Origin of the sequence: Desulfomicrobium baculatum DSM 4028, assembly GCF_000023225.1 — a bacterium.
Taxonomy (GTDB): Bacteria; Desulfobacterota; Desulfovibrionia; order Desulfovibrionales; family Desulfomicrobiaceae; genus Desulfomicrobium; species Desulfomicrobium baculatum.
In genome coordinates, this window is sequence record NC_013173.1 from 1282676 (window position 1) to 1301285 (window position 18610).

Annotated in this window: 17 protein-coding genes; all 17 read left to right on the top strand. The window is 55.0% G+C overall.

Features of this window, described 5'->3' with window-relative positions:
- The first annotated feature begins 1 nt into the window (after window position 1).
- The 17 genes from DBAC_RS05935 (at window position 2) to DBAC_RS06015 (ending at window position 18556) form a co-directional block, all read left to right on the top strand.
- Window positions 2-631 (top strand): YeeE/YedE thiosulfate transporter family protein, encoded by a 630-nt coding sequence (locus tag DBAC_RS05935; RefSeq protein WP_218915594.1) that lies wholly within the window; start codon window positions 2-4, stop codon window positions 629-631.
- Between the two features lie 7 nt (window positions 632-638).
- Window positions 639-1232 carry a DUF6691 family protein gene (locus tag DBAC_RS05940; protein WP_015773370.1) on the top strand — a complete coding sequence of 198 codons (594 nt, stop codon included), beginning with the start codon at window positions 639-641 and terminating at the stop codon, window positions 1230-1232.
- Between the two features lie 99 nt (window positions 1233-1331).
- The gene (locus DBAC_RS19760) at window positions 1332-1778 is read left to right on the top strand and encodes a DUF305 domain-containing protein (protein WP_015773371.1); all 447 of its coding nucleotides are present in this window, start codon (window positions 1332-1334) and stop codon (window positions 1776-1778) included.
- 93 nt (window positions 1779-1871) lie between these two features.
- Window positions 1872-2804, top strand: a complete 933-nt coding sequence (locus DBAC_RS05950; RefSeq protein WP_015773372.1) for a sulfur oxygenase reductase family protein — start codon at window positions 1872-1874, stop codon at window positions 2802-2804.
- Between the two features lie 45 nt (window positions 2805-2849).
- On the top strand, window positions 2850-4685 hold the full coding sequence (locus DBAC_RS05955) for an oleate hydratase (protein ID WP_015773373.1): 1836 nt from the start codon (window positions 2850-2852) through the stop codon (window positions 4683-4685).
- Between the two features lie 60 nt (window positions 4686-4745).
- A complete protein-coding gene (locus tag DBAC_RS05960) occupies window positions 4746-6194 on the top strand; it encodes a bifunctional metallophosphatase/5'-nucleotidase (protein ID WP_015773374.1) in 1449 nt (482 codons plus the stop codon).
- A 104-nt stretch (window positions 6195-6298) separates the two neighbouring features.
- Complete coding sequence (locus tag DBAC_RS05965) at window positions 6299-6982, top strand: type 1 glutamine amidotransferase domain-containing protein (RefSeq protein WP_015773375.1); 684 nt, start codon at window positions 6299-6301, stop codon at window positions 6980-6982.
- 139 nt (window positions 6983-7121) lie between these two features.
- On the top strand, window positions 7122-7895 hold the full coding sequence (locus DBAC_RS05970) for a sulfite exporter TauE/SafE family protein (RefSeq protein WP_015773376.1): 774 nt from the start codon (window positions 7122-7124) through the stop codon (window positions 7893-7895).
- 22 nt (window positions 7896-7917) lie between these two features.
- Window positions 7918-9435: a bifunctional metallophosphatase/5'-nucleotidase gene (locus DBAC_RS05975; RefSeq protein WP_015773377.1), complete on the top strand. Its 1518-nt coding sequence runs from the start codon at window positions 7918-7920 to the stop codon at window positions 9433-9435.
- A gap of 45 nt (window positions 9436-9480) precedes the next feature.
- On the top strand, window positions 9481-11295 hold the full coding sequence (locus tag DBAC_RS05980) for an SLC13 family permease (RefSeq protein ID WP_015773378.1): 1815 nt from the start codon (window positions 9481-9483) through the stop codon (window positions 11293-11295).
- A 144-nt stretch (window positions 11296-11439) separates the two neighbouring features.
- On the top strand, window positions 11440-12717 hold the full coding sequence (locus DBAC_RS05985; RefSeq protein WP_015773379.1) for a phospholipase D-like domain-containing protein: 1278 nt from the start codon (window positions 11440-11442) through the stop codon (window positions 12715-12717).
- 372 nt (window positions 12718-13089) lie between these two features.
- On the top strand, window positions 13090-13359 hold the full coding sequence (locus tag DBAC_RS05990; protein WP_015773380.1) for a hypothetical protein: 270 nt from the start codon (window positions 13090-13092) through the stop codon (window positions 13357-13359).
- A gap of 73 nt (window positions 13360-13432) precedes the next feature.
- Window positions 13433-15547 carry a catalase gene (locus DBAC_RS05995; protein ID WP_015773381.1) on the top strand — a complete coding sequence of 705 codons (2115 nt, stop codon included), beginning with the start codon at window positions 13433-13435 and terminating at the stop codon, window positions 15545-15547.
- Window positions 15548-15652: 105 nt separating this feature from the next.
- Entirely contained in the window at window positions 15653-16207 is a 555-nt protein-coding gene (locus tag DBAC_RS06000; RefSeq protein WP_015773382.1) for a quinol:electron acceptor oxidoreductase subunit ActD, read from the top strand.
- Between the two features lie 115 nt (window positions 16208-16322).
- Complete coding sequence (locus DBAC_RS06005) at window positions 16323-16769, top strand: hemerythrin domain-containing protein (RefSeq protein WP_015773383.1); 447 nt, start codon at window positions 16323-16325, stop codon at window positions 16767-16769.
- Window positions 16770-16839: 70 nt separating this feature from the next.
- A complete protein-coding gene (locus tag DBAC_RS06010) occupies window positions 16840-17022 on the top strand; it encodes a hypothetical protein (RefSeq protein WP_015773384.1) in 183 nt (60 codons plus the stop codon).
- Window positions 17012-18556 (top strand): FAD-dependent oxidoreductase, encoded by a 1545-nt coding sequence (locus DBAC_RS06015; RefSeq protein ID WP_015773385.1) that lies wholly within the window; start codon window positions 17012-17014, stop codon window positions 18554-18556. Before DBAC_RS06010 ends, DBAC_RS06015 begins: the two co-directional genes overlap by 11 nt.
- The last annotated feature ends 54 nt before the right edge of the window (window positions 18557-18610 follow it).

Here is an 18610-nt window from a genome sequence, read left to right on the forward strand (position 1 = left end):
CGTGAATACGAACCTGTTTTATCCCGTTCACTTGAGTTTGAGGCGTTCTGCGTATTTCATCGGCAGTCTTGTTCTTTCGTTCGTGTGCGCCGCAGCCGACGCGGGGGCGACCGTGGATGCGCTTGATTATCCGGGACCGGCCTGGTCACCCTATCTCGTCGGCGCGGGCATTGGAGTGCTTTCCTGGCTAACATTGTACTTTTCCGACAAGACCATCGGGGCCTCCTCTTTTTACGCGTTCCTCGCGGGTTTTCTCGGTAAACGCATCGCGCCCGGCCACACGGCCTCGCTCACCTATTTCAAAGACAACCCGCCGCACGTGAGTTGGGGATTCGTCTTCGTGGGCGCAATCATAGTGGGCGGCGCGATTGCAGCCCTGACGGGCGGGGAGTTCGCCAACGAATGGCTTTCGCCCATGTGGGTCGCACGCTTTGGCGACGACATTGCGTTGCGTGCGGCCGTCGCCTTTTCCGGCGGCATGCTGATGGCATTTGGGGCGCGCCTGGCCGGAGGTTGCACCAGCGGCCACGGCATCAGCGGAACCCTGCAGCTCAATCTGGCATCGTGGATTACTGTGCTGTGCATTTTCGTCGGTGGTGTCGCCGTGGCCCTGCCGCTTTTCAAACTGTGAGGTGCGTATGATTGATCCAGGCAAAGCCGTTAATGAATCGACGAAAAATTCCGCGCCGGCTGTGACCGCAGTTCCCACACTGATTGCCGGCGCGGTTTTTGGTCTGGTGTTTGGTTTCCTGCTGCAAAAAGGGGGCGTTGGAAAATACAACGTTCTCATCGGCCAACTGCTTCTTCAGGATTGGACCGTCGCGAAGATCATGCTCACCGCAATTGTGGTCGGCATGATCGGCGTATTCCCGTTACATCACTTCGCCAAGGTGAAGCTGCATATTAAGCCGACCAGGATCGGTGCCAACATCATCGGTGGGCTTGTGTTCGGCGCTGGTTTTGCCTTGGCTGGCTATTGTCCTGGAACTGTTGCCGCAGCACTGGGGCAGGGAAGCTGGGACGCGCTCTTCGGCATGGCCGGACTTATCGCCGGCTCGTGGCTGTTTGCCGAACTTTCGGGATGGACCAAACGAACCATCGAGAAATGGGGCAACCTCGGCAAAGTGCAGCTGTCCGATCTGCTGTCAGTGCCGCGCGGCCATTTTGTGGTCACCTTTGCATTGGCACTCACCGTCATTCTTTTGCTGTTACAACAATTCACCACCCGGTGACGACAAAAAGCGCTTCGAAAAGATCGTAATGAATGCACTTCGTACGCAAGTTATATTAGGAACACAAAAGAGATAAATTTATACGTCATAGGAGGTATCATGCATCCGTACAGAAATTTTATTTTGATGATCACTGTGTCTGCAACTCTGATGTTTGGATTGATGTACCTCAATACATATCAGTTTAGCCATGTGTGGTTTAGCCAAACTCGCTTGTTCATGACCTTCATCATGGCTGGTTCCATGGCGCTCGTCATGCTCTTCTTCATGCGCCACATGTACAAAGACAAGAAGGCCAATATTGCCATTGTTGTTGGAAGCGTGGCCCTTATGGGCTTAGGCTTCTTGTTGGTTCGCAGCCAGGCAACGGTAGGAGATGTCGCGTGGATGAAGGCGATGATCCCGCATCACTCGATTGCAATACTCACAAGTGAACGCGCCAATATTAGCGACCCTCGTGTAAGAAAACTTGCAGGTGAAATCATTGAAGCCCAGCGCCGAGAGATTGGGGAGATGGAAGTCCTGATCAGAGATATCGATGATTAGTCATCGAAAAAAGCAGGTCTTAACCGGCTACATTGTGAGAAGAGCGCAAAGAATGAAATTGGCGTGCACGATAAATTACAAAGGAGGTGTAGCATGACGCCGAAAAATATGACGGATTCTCCCATTTACGTTGCCTTGAATATGTCCAAAGTTGTGAACAATGAAGAAAGCTTCGATCTGATGCACAAAGTGGGTCCACGTGTATGTATCACCACTGCCACACATCCGGGTTTTCTTGGTTTTATGGCTAACATTCAAACAGGAATTTTACCTCTTGCAGGCAGATATGGGGGAGGTAGCACTCACATGGAAAATGCACTGAATCCTGTCCGCAACTATCAGTATACCATGTGGAAACATTGGAAAGATCATGACGAATTCCATGAAAAACAATTCAGCAGGATTTTTGAGCTCTGTACCAGCTGCCTGGAGATGGTTGTAGAAGGCCCATGGGAGCCTGTTTACAGCGTTATTCACGCCAAAATGCCGACTGTTCGATCTATGGGGCAAATCGCCGATCTCGGTAAAGATTTTGTGCAGCAAAAAGATTTTATCCGCTTTGCCACCCCTCAGCGCTGCGTTGCCATCGGGGAACATACGGTGGCTCCGGGGAAGGAAAAGGCATTTGAAAAAGGTGCCATCGAAACGATGGAAGCCTTGTCGGACGCAACCGGTTTTCTCGGGTATATGATTCTGAAGCAAATTGGGGTCTGTGCATTAGGAAGCTTCATGCTCGACCCGACGTCAATGGCAGAAACCCTGCAGACACTCGGAGCCAACCCGCCGAAAAAACCAAGACCGCTCTTTAAAACATTGGATGCCATGCCACGTCCGCCCGAATACCTGATTCACAGCGAGTGGGACGCGACGGAAATGGCTCAGATGGGTTTCGCAAAAGTTCTGGTGAACCATGCCATCAGAAAAATACACGATGATGGCGTTATGGCCCATCTTATCCGCGGTCCATACATCATGTTTTTCCAACCAATGATGGAAGAACCTGGCTGGAGGTCCTTTTTGTCATGATAGTCGTGGCTGTCGTTCTGTTGAGCGGTGAGAGGCCCTTAGACCATGACCTGGCAAAAAACCGACCGGCCGGTCATGTCCACCCCGTTAGGCAAACAAAAAGAGAGCGTTATGTATTACAGTAGTGGCAACTACGAAGCCTTCGCCCGCCCGCGCAAACCCAAGGGCGTAGAGAACAAGACGGCCTGGTTTGTCGGCGCGGGCCTGGCGGCATTGGCGGGCGCGGCCTTCCTGATCCGCGACGGCCAGATGCCGGGCAACCGGATCACCATCCTGGAGCAGCAACAGTTGCCCGGTGGCGCGCTGGACGGCATCAAGGAGCCGAACAAGGGCTTCGTGATCCGCGGCGGGCGCGAGATGGAAGAGCACTTCGAGTGCTTGTGGGACCTGTACCGCTCGATCCCGTCGCTGGAGATCGAGGGCGCCAGCGTGCTCGACGAGTTCTATTGGCTCGACAAGGACGATCCGAACTCCTCTTTGCAGCGCGCCACTGTGAAGCGAGGCGAGGACGCGCATACCGACGGCCTGTTCACCCTCAGTGAGCAGGCGCAGAAGGAGATCGTCAAGCTCTTCCTCGCCACCGGCGAGGAGATGGAGAACAAGCGCATAAGCGAGGTATTCGGCAAGGAATTCCTGGACAGCAATTTCTGGCTGTATTGGCGCACGATGTTTGCTTTCGAGGAGTGGCATTCGGCGCTGGAGATGAAGCGGTACCTGCACCGTTTCATCCACCAGATCAAAGGCATGCCGGATTTCTCCACGCTGAAGTTCACCAAATTCAACCAGTACGAATCGCTGGTGCTGCCGCTGGTGAAGTGGCTGCAGGAACATGGTGTGGTGTTCGAGTACGGTACCGAGGTCACCGATGTCGATTTTGACATTGCACCCGGACGTAAACAGGCGACCCGCATCCACTGGCGCAAGGACGCAGGCGAAGGCGGCGTCGATCTCGGCCCCGACGACCTGGTCTTCATGACCATCGGTTCGCTGACCGAGAACTCCGACAACGGCGACCACCATACGCCGGCCAAGCTCAATGAGGGGCCTGCGCCGGCCTGGGATCTGTGGCGTCGCATCGCCGCCAAGGATCCGGCGTTCGGACGCCCGGACGTGTTCGGCGCGCACATCCCCGAGACCAAATGGGAGTCGGCCACCGTCACTACGCTCGACCAGCGCATCCCGAAGTACATCCAGAAGATCGCCAAGCGTGATCCGTTCAGCGGCAAGGTGGTGACAGGCGGCATCGTGACCGCGAAGGACTCATCCTGGCTGCTCAGTTGGACGGTGAACCGGCAGCCGCACTTCAAAGAGCAGCCCAAGGACCAGATCGTGGTTTGGGTCTACGCGCTGTTCGTCGAGCAACCCGGCGATTACGTGAAGAAGCCCATGCAGGACTGCAGCGGCGAGGAGATCACCCAGGAATGGCTCTACCACCTGGGCGTGCCGGTCGAGGACATTCCCGAACTGGCGGCAACCGGTGCGATAACCGTGCCGGTGATGATGCCGTACGTGACCGCCTTCTTCATGCCGCGCCAGGCCGGTGATCGCCCGGACGTGGTGCCCGAGGGCGCTGTCAACTTCGCCTTCATTGGGCAGTTCGCGGAATCCAGGGAGCGCGACTGCATCTTCACCACCGAGTATTCCGTACGAACGCCGATGGAGGCTGTCTACACACTGCTCGACGTCGAGCGCGGCGTGCCGGAGGTATTCAACTCCACCTACGACATTCGTACGCTCCTGTCCGCGACCGGCCGCCTGCGCGACGGCAAGGAGATCGACATCCCGGGTCCTGCGTTCGTGCGCAATCTGCTGATGAAGAAGCTCGACAAAACCCAGATCGGCGCACTGTTGCGCGAGTTCGGTATTGTCGGGGACGATTGAACAGACTTCTTCGCATGGCCTATTTCGGAGATCCGCCTAGCGGCAATGAGGGTTTAGATAATGGCAAATAGAACGTCTCTCACTGTCATTCAACTCAACGACAGCCATGCCTATTTTGATCTGCACCAGGAGATGTTCTGGCAGGGAGGTCAGGCAGTCTATCGTCTCGCGGGAGGATATGCCCGCATTGCCACCATCGTTAAGCAGATCCGGGCCGCGAACCAGGAGCGTGTCCTCTTTTGCGACTGCGGCGATACTCTCCACGGCACGTATCCGGCCCAGAGTACGCAGGGCCAGGCAATGATCCCTGTATTGAATGCATTGGGTATCGACGCGATGACGGCCCATTGGGAATTTGCATACGGACCCGTGGCTTTCAAGCAGCTCGCAGCGGAGCTCAGCTACCCGATGCTGGCGATCAATGTTTACGATCAGGCGACAAAAGAGCGGTTTTTCCCACCGTACAGCGTGAAGGAAATGGGCGGGTTACGGATTGGTCTGGTGGGCATTGCCTGCAACATTATCGACAAAACCATGCCGCCTTCCTTCAGCGAAGGACTTGGATTCACCCTTGGGCGAGAAGAGCTCCCTGGCATCATCAATGAGCTGCGCACCAAGGAGAAGGTGGACCTGATCGTCCTCATCTCCCATCTTGGGTTTGCCCAGGACATGAAGCTGCTCTCCGAGGTGGGGGGAATCGATGTCTGCCTGAGCGGGCATACCCATAACCGCCTCTATAAACCGGCTGTGCAGGGGAAAACGCTCGTCATCCAATCGGGCTGCCACGGTTCCTTCCTGGGGCGTCTGGATCTGGAAATTGATGGCGGACGCGTCGTTGATTACCGGCACCAACTGATCGAGGTGGAAGCCAAAATAAGCCCCGATCCCGCAGTGGATGATCTCGTTCGCCAAGCCCTCGCCCCGCATCAGGAAGGATTGTCCATGATTGTGGGTGAAACGGCTACGGCCCTCAACCGAGGGGCCACGCTGGAAACGACGATGGACAATTTCCTGCTGCAGGCGTTGCTGGAAAGCACAGGGGCGCAATTGGCATTTTCCAACGGCTGGCGCTACGGCGCACCGATAATTCCGGGGGTGGTTACCCTGAATGACCTCTACAATATCATGCCCATGAACCCGCCGATCTCAACGGTCGAGTTGCTGGGCGAAGAAATTGTCGCGATGCTGGAGGAAAATCTGGAACGGACGTTTGCCCGCGATCCGTACGACCAGATGGGTGGTTACGTGAAACGCAGCCTTGGTCTGACCGCCTACATCAAGATCGAGAACCCTTTCGAACAGCGCGTGCAGCAAGTTTTTATCGGCGATGAAGAACTGCAACCCGGGCGCTATTACCCCACAGCCTTTGTCACCGAACAAGGCGTCGCGGGCAAATACGGTCACAATCGCCAACAGCACACCGAGCGGAGCATAGATGCACTGAAGGCATATCTGGCAAGGCACCGTCCGTTGCACGCAGAACTTCGAGGCACGTTCGTCGCGGTGTAAGGCAGTCGCGCGATCGCACAATGAATAATAGTGCGGGATAGGCCCTACGAGCATGGGGGCGCTTCTCGATGGATTCTAAATCAATAATCAAGAGGTGGTTAGCTATGAAAATTCTTATTGTTCTTACTTCTCATGACCAACTTGGCAACACCGGAAAGAAGACTGGTTTCTGGCTGGAAGAGTTCGTGTCTCCCTATTACGTGTTCAAGGATGCCGGAGCAAAGATCACGCTGGCCTCGCCCAAGGGGGGCCGACCGCCGCTTGATCCGACCAGCGAACTTCCCGAATATCTGACCGAATCAACCAAACGCTACAGCAAAGACAAGGCTGCGCAGGCTGAACTTGCTGACACGAAAAAGCTAGCCGATGTGTCCGCGGACGATTTCGACGCAGTCTTCTACCCCGGCGGTCATGGTCCGATGTGGGACCTTACCGATGACAGGGTCTCCATTGCGCTGATCGAAGCCTTCCTACAGGCCAACAAGCCGGTCGGTGCGGTGTGTCACGCGCCGGTCTCGTTAGTCAATGTACGCGGGAAAGACGGCGAATATCTGGTCAAAAGTAAACGCGTAACCGGTTTCACCAATACAGAAGAAGAAGCAGCAGGCTTGACCGAGGTCGTACCTTTTCTGTTGGAAGACCGACTTAAAGAACGCGGTGCTCTCTACAGCAAGGGTGCCGACTGGGCGCCGTACGTACAGGTGGATGGCAAGCTTGTGACCGGCCAGAACCCGGCCTCCTCGAGACCCGCTGCGGAAGAGGTGCTGAAGCTGCTTCGTTCTGCTTGAACTGATTTGTTACAACTGGCCGAGAAGATTAATGCACGAATCCTGAATTGAAACCGCGAGTATCCCGATTCAGGCAAGGTTAAGTTTATCGAGTACAGAATTTCGAAGCACGTTCATCGCGGTATAGGAAGGAAATCAAATGGACATCGATTGGATCATAACCTTGTGGTCGGCTCTTGTTGTTCTTGTTGCCACTACAGTGCACGGCATTACCGGTTTCGGCACAGGCCAAATCACGATGGGAGTGCTTCCGTTCTTCCGCGATGCGGGTTCAGCTTCCATTGTTGTGTCCATTATCGTTTTTATCACGAATGTGCGTGTCTTTTGGAGCGTACGGGACGAGTTTAATTGGAAGGACTGGCTTATTCCAGTAGCAGGACTGGCAGCTGGCCTTCCCATAGGAATTTATCTGTTTGGAGCCTGGGATGAAGCTCAACTCCGAATGGCGATAGGGGTCGTAATGATCATTAGCGCGGTGGTACTTTTGCTGCTGCGTCAGATCAAGTCGATTCGAGAATGGATAAAGGGCACTGGATGGCAGCCCGGATGGATCAGCGGTGTGCTTGCTGGATTTCTGTCGGGCATCTTTGGTGGTGCCGTATCGATTCCCGGGCCTCCGATGATCATATACGGGGCGTTTTTAATGGAGACCGAGTACTGGACTGCGAAGCAGATGAAAGCCATTTTTACTTCGTTCTTTGCGGCCAACCTACTTTACCGTATAGTTGTATTGACCTCCATGGGAAAGATGACGACAGCGATTGCGGTCGAAGCACTCGCAATTGTTCCGGCAGCTTTTTTTGGAGCTTGGCTTGGCATCAAGCTTTTCACTATCATGCCGCGAGAGTTATTCCGCTGGTTCATTATCGCCTTTATATTCGTGCTTGGAGTGTTACTGAGCATCGGAATGTAGAATAGCTAAGAGGAGAAGTGAAATGGGCGATAAAACAAAAACCAGCTTAACGATCTTGCACACCAACGATATGCACGGGCGTTACCGGCCCATCACAATCATTAAAGGCAGTGCCACTTCCCAGACCGGCGATCCGGGGCGGACCTGGGATGAGTTTGAACGGGAAGGCACGGCCGGTGGTTTTGCCGCCCTGGCCACGGCTGTAAAGCGTATTCGCCTGGAGCGTGGGCCGGACAATGTCCTGCTCGTGGACGGTGGGGATACCTTCAGCGATGATCTACTGGGAAATTTGACCCGCGGCGAGGCCGTGATCAGGCTCATGAATTCCGTTGGCTACCAGTTAATGGCTTTGGGCAACCATGACTATGACTTTGGAAGCGAGCGGACTCGCGAACTCGATGAGATCGCGAATTTCCCCATGCGGGCCTCAAACGTGATTGATGTCAAGACGGGCCAGCCATTTCTGGGAGATCCTACCATTGTCTTCCAGGCGGCAGGCATCCGGGTCGGCTTTCTCACGCTCACGTATCACAATACCGGGTTTACAGGGAATCCGAAGAACTACGAAGGATTGGAGTTCAAGGACGGGGTTGAAGCGGTCCGCCAGTACCTGCCTGAACTGCGCGAGCGCTCTGACCTGGTGGTTGTGCTTTCCCACCTCGGTTCAGCAATGGATCGTGTCCTGGCGCGTGAAGTACCTGAGATGGACATCATCATCGGCGCGCACTCTCACGACCGCATCTCTAACGAGCGGATCGGGGATGTTACCATCGTGCAGGCCGTTTCAGACAACTCGGTCCTGGGGGAGATCGAGGTCAGCCTCCATGGAACGCAGATTACCAAGGTGGAAAGTCGCCTGCATACCCTATGGCTCGAGGAGTTCCCGGAAGATGAAGAGATCGTCCGGCAGGTCGCTGCGTTGCGCGCGCCATATCAAGATACCCTGGAAGAGGTCATCGCAATCGCCGCAGAGCCGATTGGCCGACATTACCGTTCGGAAAGCCCCTTTGATAAGCTGGTAGGAGAGATCATATGCGCCGAGACCGGGGCTGAAATCGCCTTTATGCCGGGCGTGGGCTACGGGGTGACGCTGCATCCCGGAGCGATCACGCGCGAAGCACTCTACACCCTTATTCCTCATCCTGCCAAGTTGGTGACGATGCAATTGACCGGTGATCGTGTCCTTGAAATCCTTGAGCAGTGCGCCACCAATCAGGCTCCCGGCGATCCCCGCCTCATCGTGGGCGGCCTGGTTCAAACTGCCGGTTTACGCTGGATCGTGGATTTTGCTCAACCTTCCGGCAGCCGGGTGTCGGCTGTTTACGTGCGAAACGAGGCTCTCCTAAAAGACAAAAGTTATATCATCGGCACCAATACCGGTATGGCAGGCGGGCTGCACCGGTATACGGCCTTTACAAAAGGCCAGGATGAGGTGGTTCACGATCTGCAGGTCAACGAATTGGTTGAAAAGGCTTTTGCCAAAATGGGTACGGTCAGGTCGCCCGCGTTGGGAGATATCACTTTGCGCGGAAAAGATTAACTCCTGCTTGATTTTTGCCCATGGAAGGTCCGGAGAAGAGATACTATGACCCTCGAAATCGGGCTGGTTTTTGCCATACTGGGAATCTCCATGCTGTTGTTTATAACCGGCTGGATTCGTGCGGATATCGTCGCGGTATTGGTGCTTGTTTCGCTGGCAGCTACCGGTCTGTTGGAGGTGGAGGAGGTTCTGAAAGGCTTCAGCAGTGAAGCCGTCATCGCTATCGCCGGTTTGTTGATTCTAAGCGCCGGATTGGTACGCAGCGGGGTGGTCCGCTGGATTGCGGAGCGTCTGAACGTCATTGCCGGAGGCAGCCGCAAACGGCTGACCGTGATGAGTTCCCTGGTCCCAGGCTTCCTGTCAGGTTTTGTGAGCGATATTGCCACGGTTTCGTTATTCATTCCGGTGGTCCTGCGGCTGGCACGCAAGAACGATATGCACCGCTCAAAGCTGCTCCTGCCCATCGCCATGGGCGCCCTGGCCGGTGGAAACCTGACCATTATCGGGGCCTCGCATAACCTTGTGGTCAACGATTTGCTTCAATCCTCGGGGCAACCCGCACTTGGATTCTTCGAAATCGCGCCGGTAGGTATTGCCCTGATCATTTCTTTCGCCGTCTACACCCTGGTCCTGGGGCAACGCCTGTTGCCGGGCGACAATGGAAAGAGTGCCGTGGAAAGCCGCGAAGATCGCTCCGGTTTAATGCGCACATACCATCTGGAAGATCGTCTCTGGGAGGTCCTGCTCCTGGACGATTCTTCCTGGGTGGGGAAAACGTTGCAAGAAATCGCGCTCGGTGGTGGGCACGGACTTACGGTCCTGTCTGTTGTGCGCCATGATGAACCGCAGCTTCATAATCGACTGGATTTTGTCCTGCAGAAGCAGGATGTGCTGCTGGTGAGCGGACGCAGGACAAGGGTCGATAAAATGATACAGGAATATCCCGGACTCAAAGTACTGGGGCATCCCAGCCAACCTGAAAAATTTCCGTCATCCAGTGGGGAACTGATCGAAGTGGTTGTTCCACCACGCTCAGCGATGGTCGGCAAGACCATGACTGATTTGAATTTTCGCACTGAAACCTGCCTCACGGGCGTAGCGATCTGGCGTGCGGATACCCCCATTCGAACCGATGTGGGAACCATTCCCCTGCAAGAAGGAGACGCGCTGCTGCTCTATGGCGCGGGCGATCAGACGCGCAGTTACGATCCTAGGCCGGGTTTCTTGTGGCTGCATAAGCCTCGCCCGGAGGAAGCGCCCCTTAGGCTGCGCCACCTGGGCAAGTGGGCCGCCTTGATTATGGCCGGGGTGGTTGCGTTGGCAGGTTTCGGTCTGCTTCCTATTGCCATTGCGGCGCTGGGAGGCGCAGCTTTGATGGTCCTCATCGGCATTCTGCCTTTGCGGCAGTTATATGAGCATGTGGAGTGGCGTACGGTTGTACTGGTCGGGGGTATGTACCCGTTGGGGTTGGCGATGGAGAAAAGCGGCGCGGCTGGACTGGTTTCCAGCCTAATAGCAGATACTTTGGGTACACTTGGCCCTCATATCACCATGATGGGGATCACGTTGATCGCGCTCCTCCTGACGCAGGCCCTGCACGGGGCAGCCGTAGCGGTGATCATGACCCCGGTGGCACTCGATACAGCCGGCCTGCTGGGGATCGAACCACAAGCGTTTGCAGTCGCCGTCATTGTGGGGGCGGCGGCCACGTACCTGCTGCCGGAAGGCCATCCGGCGCCTCTGATGGTACAGAGTCCCGGGGCATATGAAACCTGGGATTATCTCAAGTTCGGGGCCGGACTCGTGGTGATTACCCTGGCAATTGTGGCGGCGCTCATTCCTTTGATGTGGCCTTTTTGAAGGTGAACAGCTGCAACCGGGGCTCAATAGCTTTTTAGGTAATGTTTTTTGGGAAGATAGCGGGGAGGGATAGCTTTTGTCGGCCATCCCCGACCGTTAACGCAGTCAAAATCTTTATCGTAAAGGCTATAGAAGGAGTCCGAAATGGCTGCATTCCGATCGATTCGCTTGTGGCATTCGTGCATATATCTGCTCGTTTTGATTACAGCGGGATGCGGCATGTCGTACCGTGAAAAGGTTGTTGAACACCCGATTCCTCGTCTTTACGGGACGGAAGACCCGCAATTTTCCCGTACGATGGGGACATTGCTCGGCTCGGACATCCTCGATGGCAATCTAGTTGAGGTGCTGTTGAACGGTGACGAGATCTTTCCCGCCATGCTGCAAGCAATCCGTAGCGCCGAAAAAACCATCACCTTCGAAACCTTCAACTATTGGTCCGGCTCGATCGGCAGCGATTTTTCGAACGCCTTGGCCGAACGTGCTCGCGCAGGCGTCAAGGTTCATGTCCTGCTGGATTGGATCGGCAGTTACAAGATGGACGCATCTCAGCTCGAATTGATGGAGCAGGCCGGTGTCGAGGTGAAGAAATTTAATAAACCGCACTGGTATCAGTTAGGCCGATTGAACAATCGCACACACCGCAAGCTGCTGGTTGTCGACGGACAGATCGGTTTTACGGGCGGTGTTGGAATCGGAGATCAATGGTCTGGGCATGCGCAAGACCCTGAACATTGGCGCGATTCGCACTATCGGTTCCAAGGCCCCGTGGTGGGGCAGATGCAAGCTGTCTTTATGGACAACTGGATCAAAGTCAGCGGTGATGTACTGCATGGCCCCGCGTACTTCCCTGCGTTGCAGCCCGTCGGCTCCGGCAAGGCGCACGTGTTCAGCAGCTCTCCGTCAGGGGGAAGCGAAAGCATGCGCCTCATGTACCTGCTTGCAATCACCGCCGCGAGCCGCACCATTCACCTTTCCACTCCGTACTTCATTCCCGACGCATTGACGATCCAAACACTCACCGATGCCGCAAAGCGCGGCGTGACCGTCCAGATCATAACAGTCGGCGACCACGCAGACAGTGAGACGGTAAGGCGTGCATCCCGGGCACGCTGGGGCGACTTACTCGAAGCGGGGATTGAAATACATGAATATCAGCCGACCCTGTACCACTGCAAGGTGATGATCGTCGATGGGCTGTGGACATCGGTGGGCTCGACGAATTTTGACCCCCGTTCCTTCAGCCTGAATCACGAGGCGAATGTGAACTATTACGACCGCGATTTTGCCCTGCGTCTGATCGAAATTTTTCAAGAAGACCTGGCCCGTTCGCGACAGGTAACATTCCAGGAGTGGAAGGACCGGCCGCTTGTCGAAAAAATCTGGGAACATGCAGCATCGCTTCTCGGTTCGCAGTTGTGACCCACAAAACTTCCGGTTCGCCAATTTCGACTCCGACTCCGTGACGGCGACACCTCGCGATCTCTTCGTCGGCCGTGACGCGCTCACAAATATCGTCACAACGTGTTTCCGTTATATATGGCTACTTCGTTAAATATGTCGGATGCCGCTGACGGCTTTCTCCTTTCCCCTGCCTGCTAGATTTTTATTATTATTTAAAATCAATATGTTGAATAAAAAATTCGGCAAGCCTGCACTGGCACGCTAGTTGCGACATCGCTTGTTCGTTGAACATGCACTAACACTTTCACGCTTTCTGAGAAATTGACAATGGTCTTTTCCAGCCATTGGGCAGGGAAAAAAATCAGTCATCATCACCGACTGGAGGAAGTCATGAAATCTAGCATCAGGGGCAAGACGGAAGGAATGCTGCACGAGGGAGAGGGCAGTATTAATGATGTGACCGGAAAGATCACCGGTCAAAAGCTGGAGGCCAATGATAGCTCCGAAATTCCAGCATGCATTTGGGCAGCGCCACCAGAGAAAAAGATGATCGGTATGCGTCATTCGGAAGAAGGGAAGATCGGGTGGATTTTACTTTGGGTCCTGGGGATCCCGCTTCCGATCCTTGTGGTGCTGTATCTCCTGCGCGGGTGCACTTGAGAAGGATTTTTTGCGGGAAATACCCGCTGACGACAATGGTCGGCAGTCCGGCATTACACACTGGAGACAGATCATGAGCAAAGAAATGACCATGGATTACTCTGAAAAAAACAATCGGAAAAAGGGTTCGGCTCCCGGCACAGACTCACTCTTGGCCGCCGGCGGCGAACTGCACCAGATTGCAGGAGGAGAGCACTCCTCGCTCACCACCAACCAGGGAGTTGCGCTGTCTGATAATCAAAATTCCCTCAGAGCCAATCCACGTGGCCCGACGCTTTTGGAGGATTTCATCCTCCGTGAAAAAATCACCCATTTTGATCACGAGCGGATTCCCGAGCGTATCGTGCACGCGCGAGCGACGGGAGTGCATGGATTCTTCGAACTGACCGCCTCATTGAAGCAGTACACCACCGCCAGAATACTCACCGAGGTAGGTGAGAAAACCCCCCTCTTTACCCGCATATCGACTGTGGCAGGCGGCGCGGGTTCGGTCGACACCCCGCGTGACGTGCGCGGGTTTGCCGTCAAATTTTATACCAAGGAAGGCAACTGGGACCTGGTCGGAAACAACGTCCCTGTGTTTTTCATCCAGGATGCCATCAAATTTCCCGACCTCATCCACGCCGTCAAAATGGAACCCGATCGCGGCTTTCCACAAGCAGCCAGCGCCCACGACACCTTTTGGGATTACATTTCGCTCACGCCCGAATCCATGCATATGGTGATGTGGATCATGTCCGATCGCACCCTGCCGCGTTCGTTGCGGATGATCGAGGGCTTCGGTGTCCACAGTTTCCGGCTCATTAACGACGCCGGTGAATCGACCTTTGTCAAGTTCCACTGGCGTCCCAAGCTCGGCTTGCAGTCCACCATCTGGGACGAGACCGTCAAGATTGCCGGCGCTGATCCGGACTTCCACCGCCGCGACATGTTCGAGGCCATCGCCGCTGGCAGTTTCCCGGAGTGGGAATTCGCGGTTCAACTGTTCACCCAGGAGGAAGCGGACACGTTTCCGTTCGATCATCTGGACCCGACCAAGCTGATCCCCGAAGAGCTGGTACCCTTGAAAGTGATTGGCCGCATGGTGCTGGATCGTTGGCCGGACAATTTTTTCGCTGAAACCGAACAGGTTGCTTACTGCCCCGGCAATATCGTGCCGGGCATCGATTTCTCCAATGATCCGCTGCTGCAAGGCCGCTTGTTTTCCTATATCGACACGCAGTTGTCGCGCCTGGGTTCGCCCAATTTCCATCAGATCCCGATCAACGCGCCCAAATGCCCGTTCGGCAACCATCAACGCGATGGACACATGCAGATGGCGCCACAGGCGGGCCGTGTCGCCTATGAACCCAATTCCCTGACTGCAAGCTCCCCGCGCGAAAATCCGGCCAAAGGCTTTCACAGCGCTGGGGTAAATGAAAACGGCGTCAAAGGCCGCGTCCGCGCCGAGAGCTTCGCCGATCATTACAGCCAGGCGCGGCAGTTCTATCTCAGCCAAACTGCGTATGAGCAGGCGCATATCGCTTCGGCGCTCGTGTTCGAGCTGTCCAAGGTCGAACATCTGCACGTGCGCGAGGCCATGGTCGGTCACCTGCGACATATCGACGAAGACCTCGCCAAGCGGGTCGCAGCAGGTCTTGCGCTCGACAAAATGCCCGTTGCCCCGCCGGCCGCAGTGCCCGCGCGGGAAATGAAGCTGTCGCCCGCGCTGCAGATCATCGGCAAGATGAAAAACACGCTCATGGGGCGCGCGATCGGCATACTGATCGCGGATGGTTCTGACGGCGCAGTCATCACTACTCTCAAAAAGGCCGCAATAGATGCGGGTGCCGCCGTGAAGATCGTAGCCCCGAAGGTGGGGGGCGCGAAGCTTGCCGATGGCTCGATGCTGGCGGCCGACGGGCAACTGGCCGGTACTCCTTCCGTGATGTTCGACGCAGTGGCCGTGATCCTCTCTGACGAAGGCGCACAGGCACTGTCGAAGGAAAGCGCGGCGATCGATTTCGTGCGCGATGCTTTTGGTCATCTCAAGGCAATCGCCGTCGACAAGGGCGGTCGCGCGCTCCTGAAAACAGCGAATGTCGGCCACGACGCTGGCGTGGTGGATGCCGGCGACAAAAACGCGTTCATTACCGCGGCCAAGACTCGCCAATGGGACCGGGAAAAGTCTGTACGTACATTGGCCTGACCATCATTGAGGAGAAAGCGGTTCAACTCGCTGGAAAGAGTAAAATTAAGAGCTGAATCGAGATCGCGCAGTAAAAACCACGGTAACTATAAAGGAGACTACGTCATGGCTAAAAACATTGCAGTATATGGAATCTATCCGAATCGTTCGATGGTTGAAAATGCGGTTGCAGAATTAAAAGACGCAGGTTTTCGGCACTCGGACATATCCGTGCTGTTTCCTGCAGGTGGTGACACCAAGGAATTCGCGGTCGAGAAGGAAACCAAGGCGCCCGAAGGGGCGGCAACAGGAGCAGGGACCGGTGCGGTGCTTGGCGGCTCTTTGGGCTGGCTGGTGGGGATTGGCACATTAGCCATTCCGGGGCTTGGGCCGTTCATCGCGGCTGGTCCCATCATGGCTGCCCTTGCCGGAGCCGGTGCCGGCGGATTGGTCGGCGGGATAGCCGGAGCGCTGGTCGGCATGGGTATCCCCGAGTATGAAGCCAACCGTTATGAAGGGCGTATTAATGATGGAGGAATACTCCTTTCTGTCCACGCCGACGATTCAGAGTGGAAAAATAAAGGCAAGGACATCCTGGAACGTACAGAGGCGGAAGATATAGGTACTAAAGGAGAATCCAGCGCAGACCAGGACGAAAGCGAAAGGATTTACCCTAAATGATCTAGAAGTGGGGCCGGATTTTTCATTCATGCGGCCCCGTTTTTGTTCGAGTCACATTTTCTTGTGCGAACACCGACTCAATATACATTCACACAACAACGAAGAAGAAGATATTATGAACGAATTTTTTCAGATGCTCAAGAAAGATCATGTTGAAATCAAGGGTATTCTAGGTAAGCTGGTAGAGACTAAAGAGTCGAAGAAGCGTGAAGAGTTGTTTCAAAAGCTCAGAGCAGAATTGGTGCCTCACATGAAGGCCGAAGAAATCACATTCTATCCGCCCTTGATGGAAAATAAAGATGCGCGCGAAGATGCTATGGAAGGGATAGAGGAGCATCATGTTTCCGATCTCGTTCTTAAAGAACTGGAGAAGATGCCGAAGGGTGAGGAAAAATGGGGTGCCAAGATGGGCGTGTTCAAAGAACTCGTGGAGCACCATATCAAGGACGAGGAGAGCAAGGTGTTCAAGAGCGCGCAAAAGGCATTGGACCCCGAAGAGTTCCAAGCCATCATGAAAAAGTTTGACCAGGAAAAGCAGAAACTCAAAAAATCCTTGAAGTAACCGGGAAGATAGGGGGAGAGAAAGCGGCCCGACGAGGTTGACGCGTCGGATATCGACGCGATTTGCCTCGATGAAAGCCTATAATCTGCTCCCCTGCGAAGCGGGAAAGATGCCGTATTCGCTGCTGCCGGAGGCGCCGATTCGCGCGAAGGCCGAGGGCGCCGAGTATCAGCATGTAAAGGCAAAGCTTTTGCCGACCATCGTTATTGACAAGGTCAAAGCGGATGAGAGGATGATAAACCATGGACAGTAATTCCGGACAAACCAGATCGATCTGGATGGCAATAGAAGAAGAGCTTGAATCAGCCCCGCTTGGCGAGAATATGCATGCGGACGTGTGTATTGTCGGCGCCGGGATCGCGGGCATGACAACCGCATATCTCCTGACGCGCGCGGGCAAGGCAGTGATTGTCCTGGATGACGGACACATTGGGGGAGGGATGACGGAGCGCACGACGGCGCATCTGTGCACTGCGATTGACGACCGCTATTTCAAGATCGAGCATCTCCACGGCGAAAAGGGGGCGATGCTCGCGGCCCAGAGTCACACGGCGGCCATTGATCGCATTGAGGCCATTGTAGGTGAAGAAGGAATTGCCTGTGAATTCGAGCGCCTTGACGGCTACCTCTTTGTCCCGCCGAATGACTCTCAGGATGTGCTCGAACGTGAGGTCAAAGCAGCCCATCGCGCCGGACTCACGGATGTTGAACACGTCGAAAGGGCGCCAATCGATGGCTTCGACACCGGTATGTGTTTGCGCTTTCCGCGGCAGGCCCAGTTTCATCCCATGAAGTATTTGGCCGGACTAAAACGCGCTATTGAACGGAACGGCGGGCGCATCTTCACGGGAACACATGCCGGCAAAATAGAAGGCGGCACCAATGGGCGGGTCGAAACAGACAGTGGCTTCCTGGTGACTGCCGATGCGATTGTGATAGCTACAAACACACCAGTCAACGATATCGTTACCATTCACACCAAGCAGTCTTCTTATACGACCTACGTCATTGGCGCACGGATTCCTCGCGGTTCCGTCGCAAGAGCGCTCTACTGGGATACGGAAGAGCCGTATCACTACGTCAGAGTGCAGAGCGTTTCCGCCAGAGATGGGGACGATTACGATCTTCTGATCGTCGGCGGTGAAGATCACAAATCGGGACAGGCAGACGACGGTGACCAGCGCTACGCAAATCTTGAAGCGTGGGCACGGGAACGATTCCCGATGATCGCGAGTACAGAGATGCGTTGGTCTGGTCAGGTTCTGGAGCCTGTCGACGGCCTCGCTTTCATCGGGCGCAACCCCGGAGACCAACAAAACGTCTATATCATCACGGGGGATTCGGGGATGGGGATGACGCATGGCACCATTGGCGGAATTCTTATCACGGAATTAATTGTTGGACGTTCGTGTCCTTGGGAGCCGCTTTACGATCCTTCACGAATAACCCTCCGAGCATCTCTCCAATATGCCCGGGAGAACATCAATGTCGCCGTGGAGTATTTTGAGGGTTATTTGAGCGGTGGTGACGTCGACTCGCCCGAAGACATTGCACCAGGCGAAGGTGCTATCGTTCGTCGCGGGCTTTCGAAGGTCGCTGTTTACCGTGATGAAGATGGAATCGTGCATGAACGTTCAGCCGTGTGCCCACACCTCGGGGGGATCATCGGTTGGAATAAATCGGAGAAGACCTGGGATTGTCCGTGTCACGGTTCAAGATTCGACTGCTATGGCCGGGTCATTACCGGACCAGCGAACAGTGACCTTGAGAGCGTGAAAGAAGACTAGGAGGATGAACGTAAAGAGCACTGCAAAGGCGCGAGCCGCAAGGTCGTGTTCAGC

Bases quoted from the DNA above. Each gene is read 5' to 3' on its own strand.
- DBAC_RS05940 (WP_015773370.1), top strand. From the start codon at position 639: ATGATTGATCCAGGCAAAGCCGTTAATGAATCGACGAAAAATTCCGCG.
- DBAC_RS19760 (WP_015773371.1), top strand. From the start codon at position 1,332: ATGCATCCGTACAGAAATTTTATTTTGATGATCACTGTGTCTGCAACT.
- DBAC_RS05950 (WP_015773372.1), top strand. From the start codon at position 1,872: ATGACGCCGAAAAATATGACGGATTCTCCCATTTACGTTGCCTTGAAT.
- DBAC_RS05955 (WP_015773373.1), top strand. From the start codon at position 2,850: ATGACCTGGCAAAAAACCGACCGGCCGGTCATGTCCACCCCGTTAGGC.
- DBAC_RS05960 (WP_015773374.1), top strand. From the start codon at position 4,746: ATGGCAAATAGAACGTCTCTCACTGTCATTCAACTCAACGACAGCCAT.
- DBAC_RS05965 (WP_015773375.1), top strand. From the start codon at position 6,299: ATGAAAATTCTTATTGTTCTTACTTCTCATGACCAACTTGGCAACACC.
- DBAC_RS05970 (WP_015773376.1), top strand. From the start codon at position 7,122: ATGGACATCGATTGGATCATAACCTTGTGGTCGGCTCTTGTTGTTCTT.
- DBAC_RS05975 (WP_015773377.1), top strand. From the start codon at position 7,918: ATGGGCGATAAAACAAAAACCAGCTTAACGATCTTGCACACCAACGAT.
- DBAC_RS05980 (WP_015773378.1), top strand. From the start codon at position 9,481: ATGACCCTCGAAATCGGGCTGGTTTTTGCCATACTGGGAATCTCCATG.
- DBAC_RS05985 (WP_015773379.1), top strand. From the start codon at position 11,440: ATGGCTGCATTCCGATCGATTCGCTTGTGGCATTCGTGCATATATCTG.
- DBAC_RS05990 (WP_015773380.1), top strand. From the start codon at position 13,090: ATGAAATCTAGCATCAGGGGCAAGACGGAAGGAATGCTGCACGAGGGA.
- DBAC_RS05995 (WP_015773381.1), top strand. From the start codon at position 13,433: ATGAGCAAAGAAATGACCATGGATTACTCTGAAAAAAACAATCGGAAA.
- DBAC_RS06000 (WP_015773382.1), top strand. From the start codon at position 15,653: ATGGCTAAAAACATTGCAGTATATGGAATCTATCCGAATCGTTCGATG.
- DBAC_RS06005 (WP_015773383.1), top strand. From the start codon at position 16,323: ATGAACGAATTTTTTCAGATGCTCAAGAAAGATCATGTTGAAATCAAG.
- DBAC_RS06010 (WP_015773384.1), top strand. From the start codon at position 16,840: ATGAAAGCCTATAATCTGCTCCCCTGCGAAGCGGGAAAGATGCCGTAT.
- DBAC_RS06015 (WP_015773385.1), top strand. From the start codon at position 17,012: ATGGACAGTAATTCCGGACAAACCAGATCGATCTGGATGGCAATAGAA.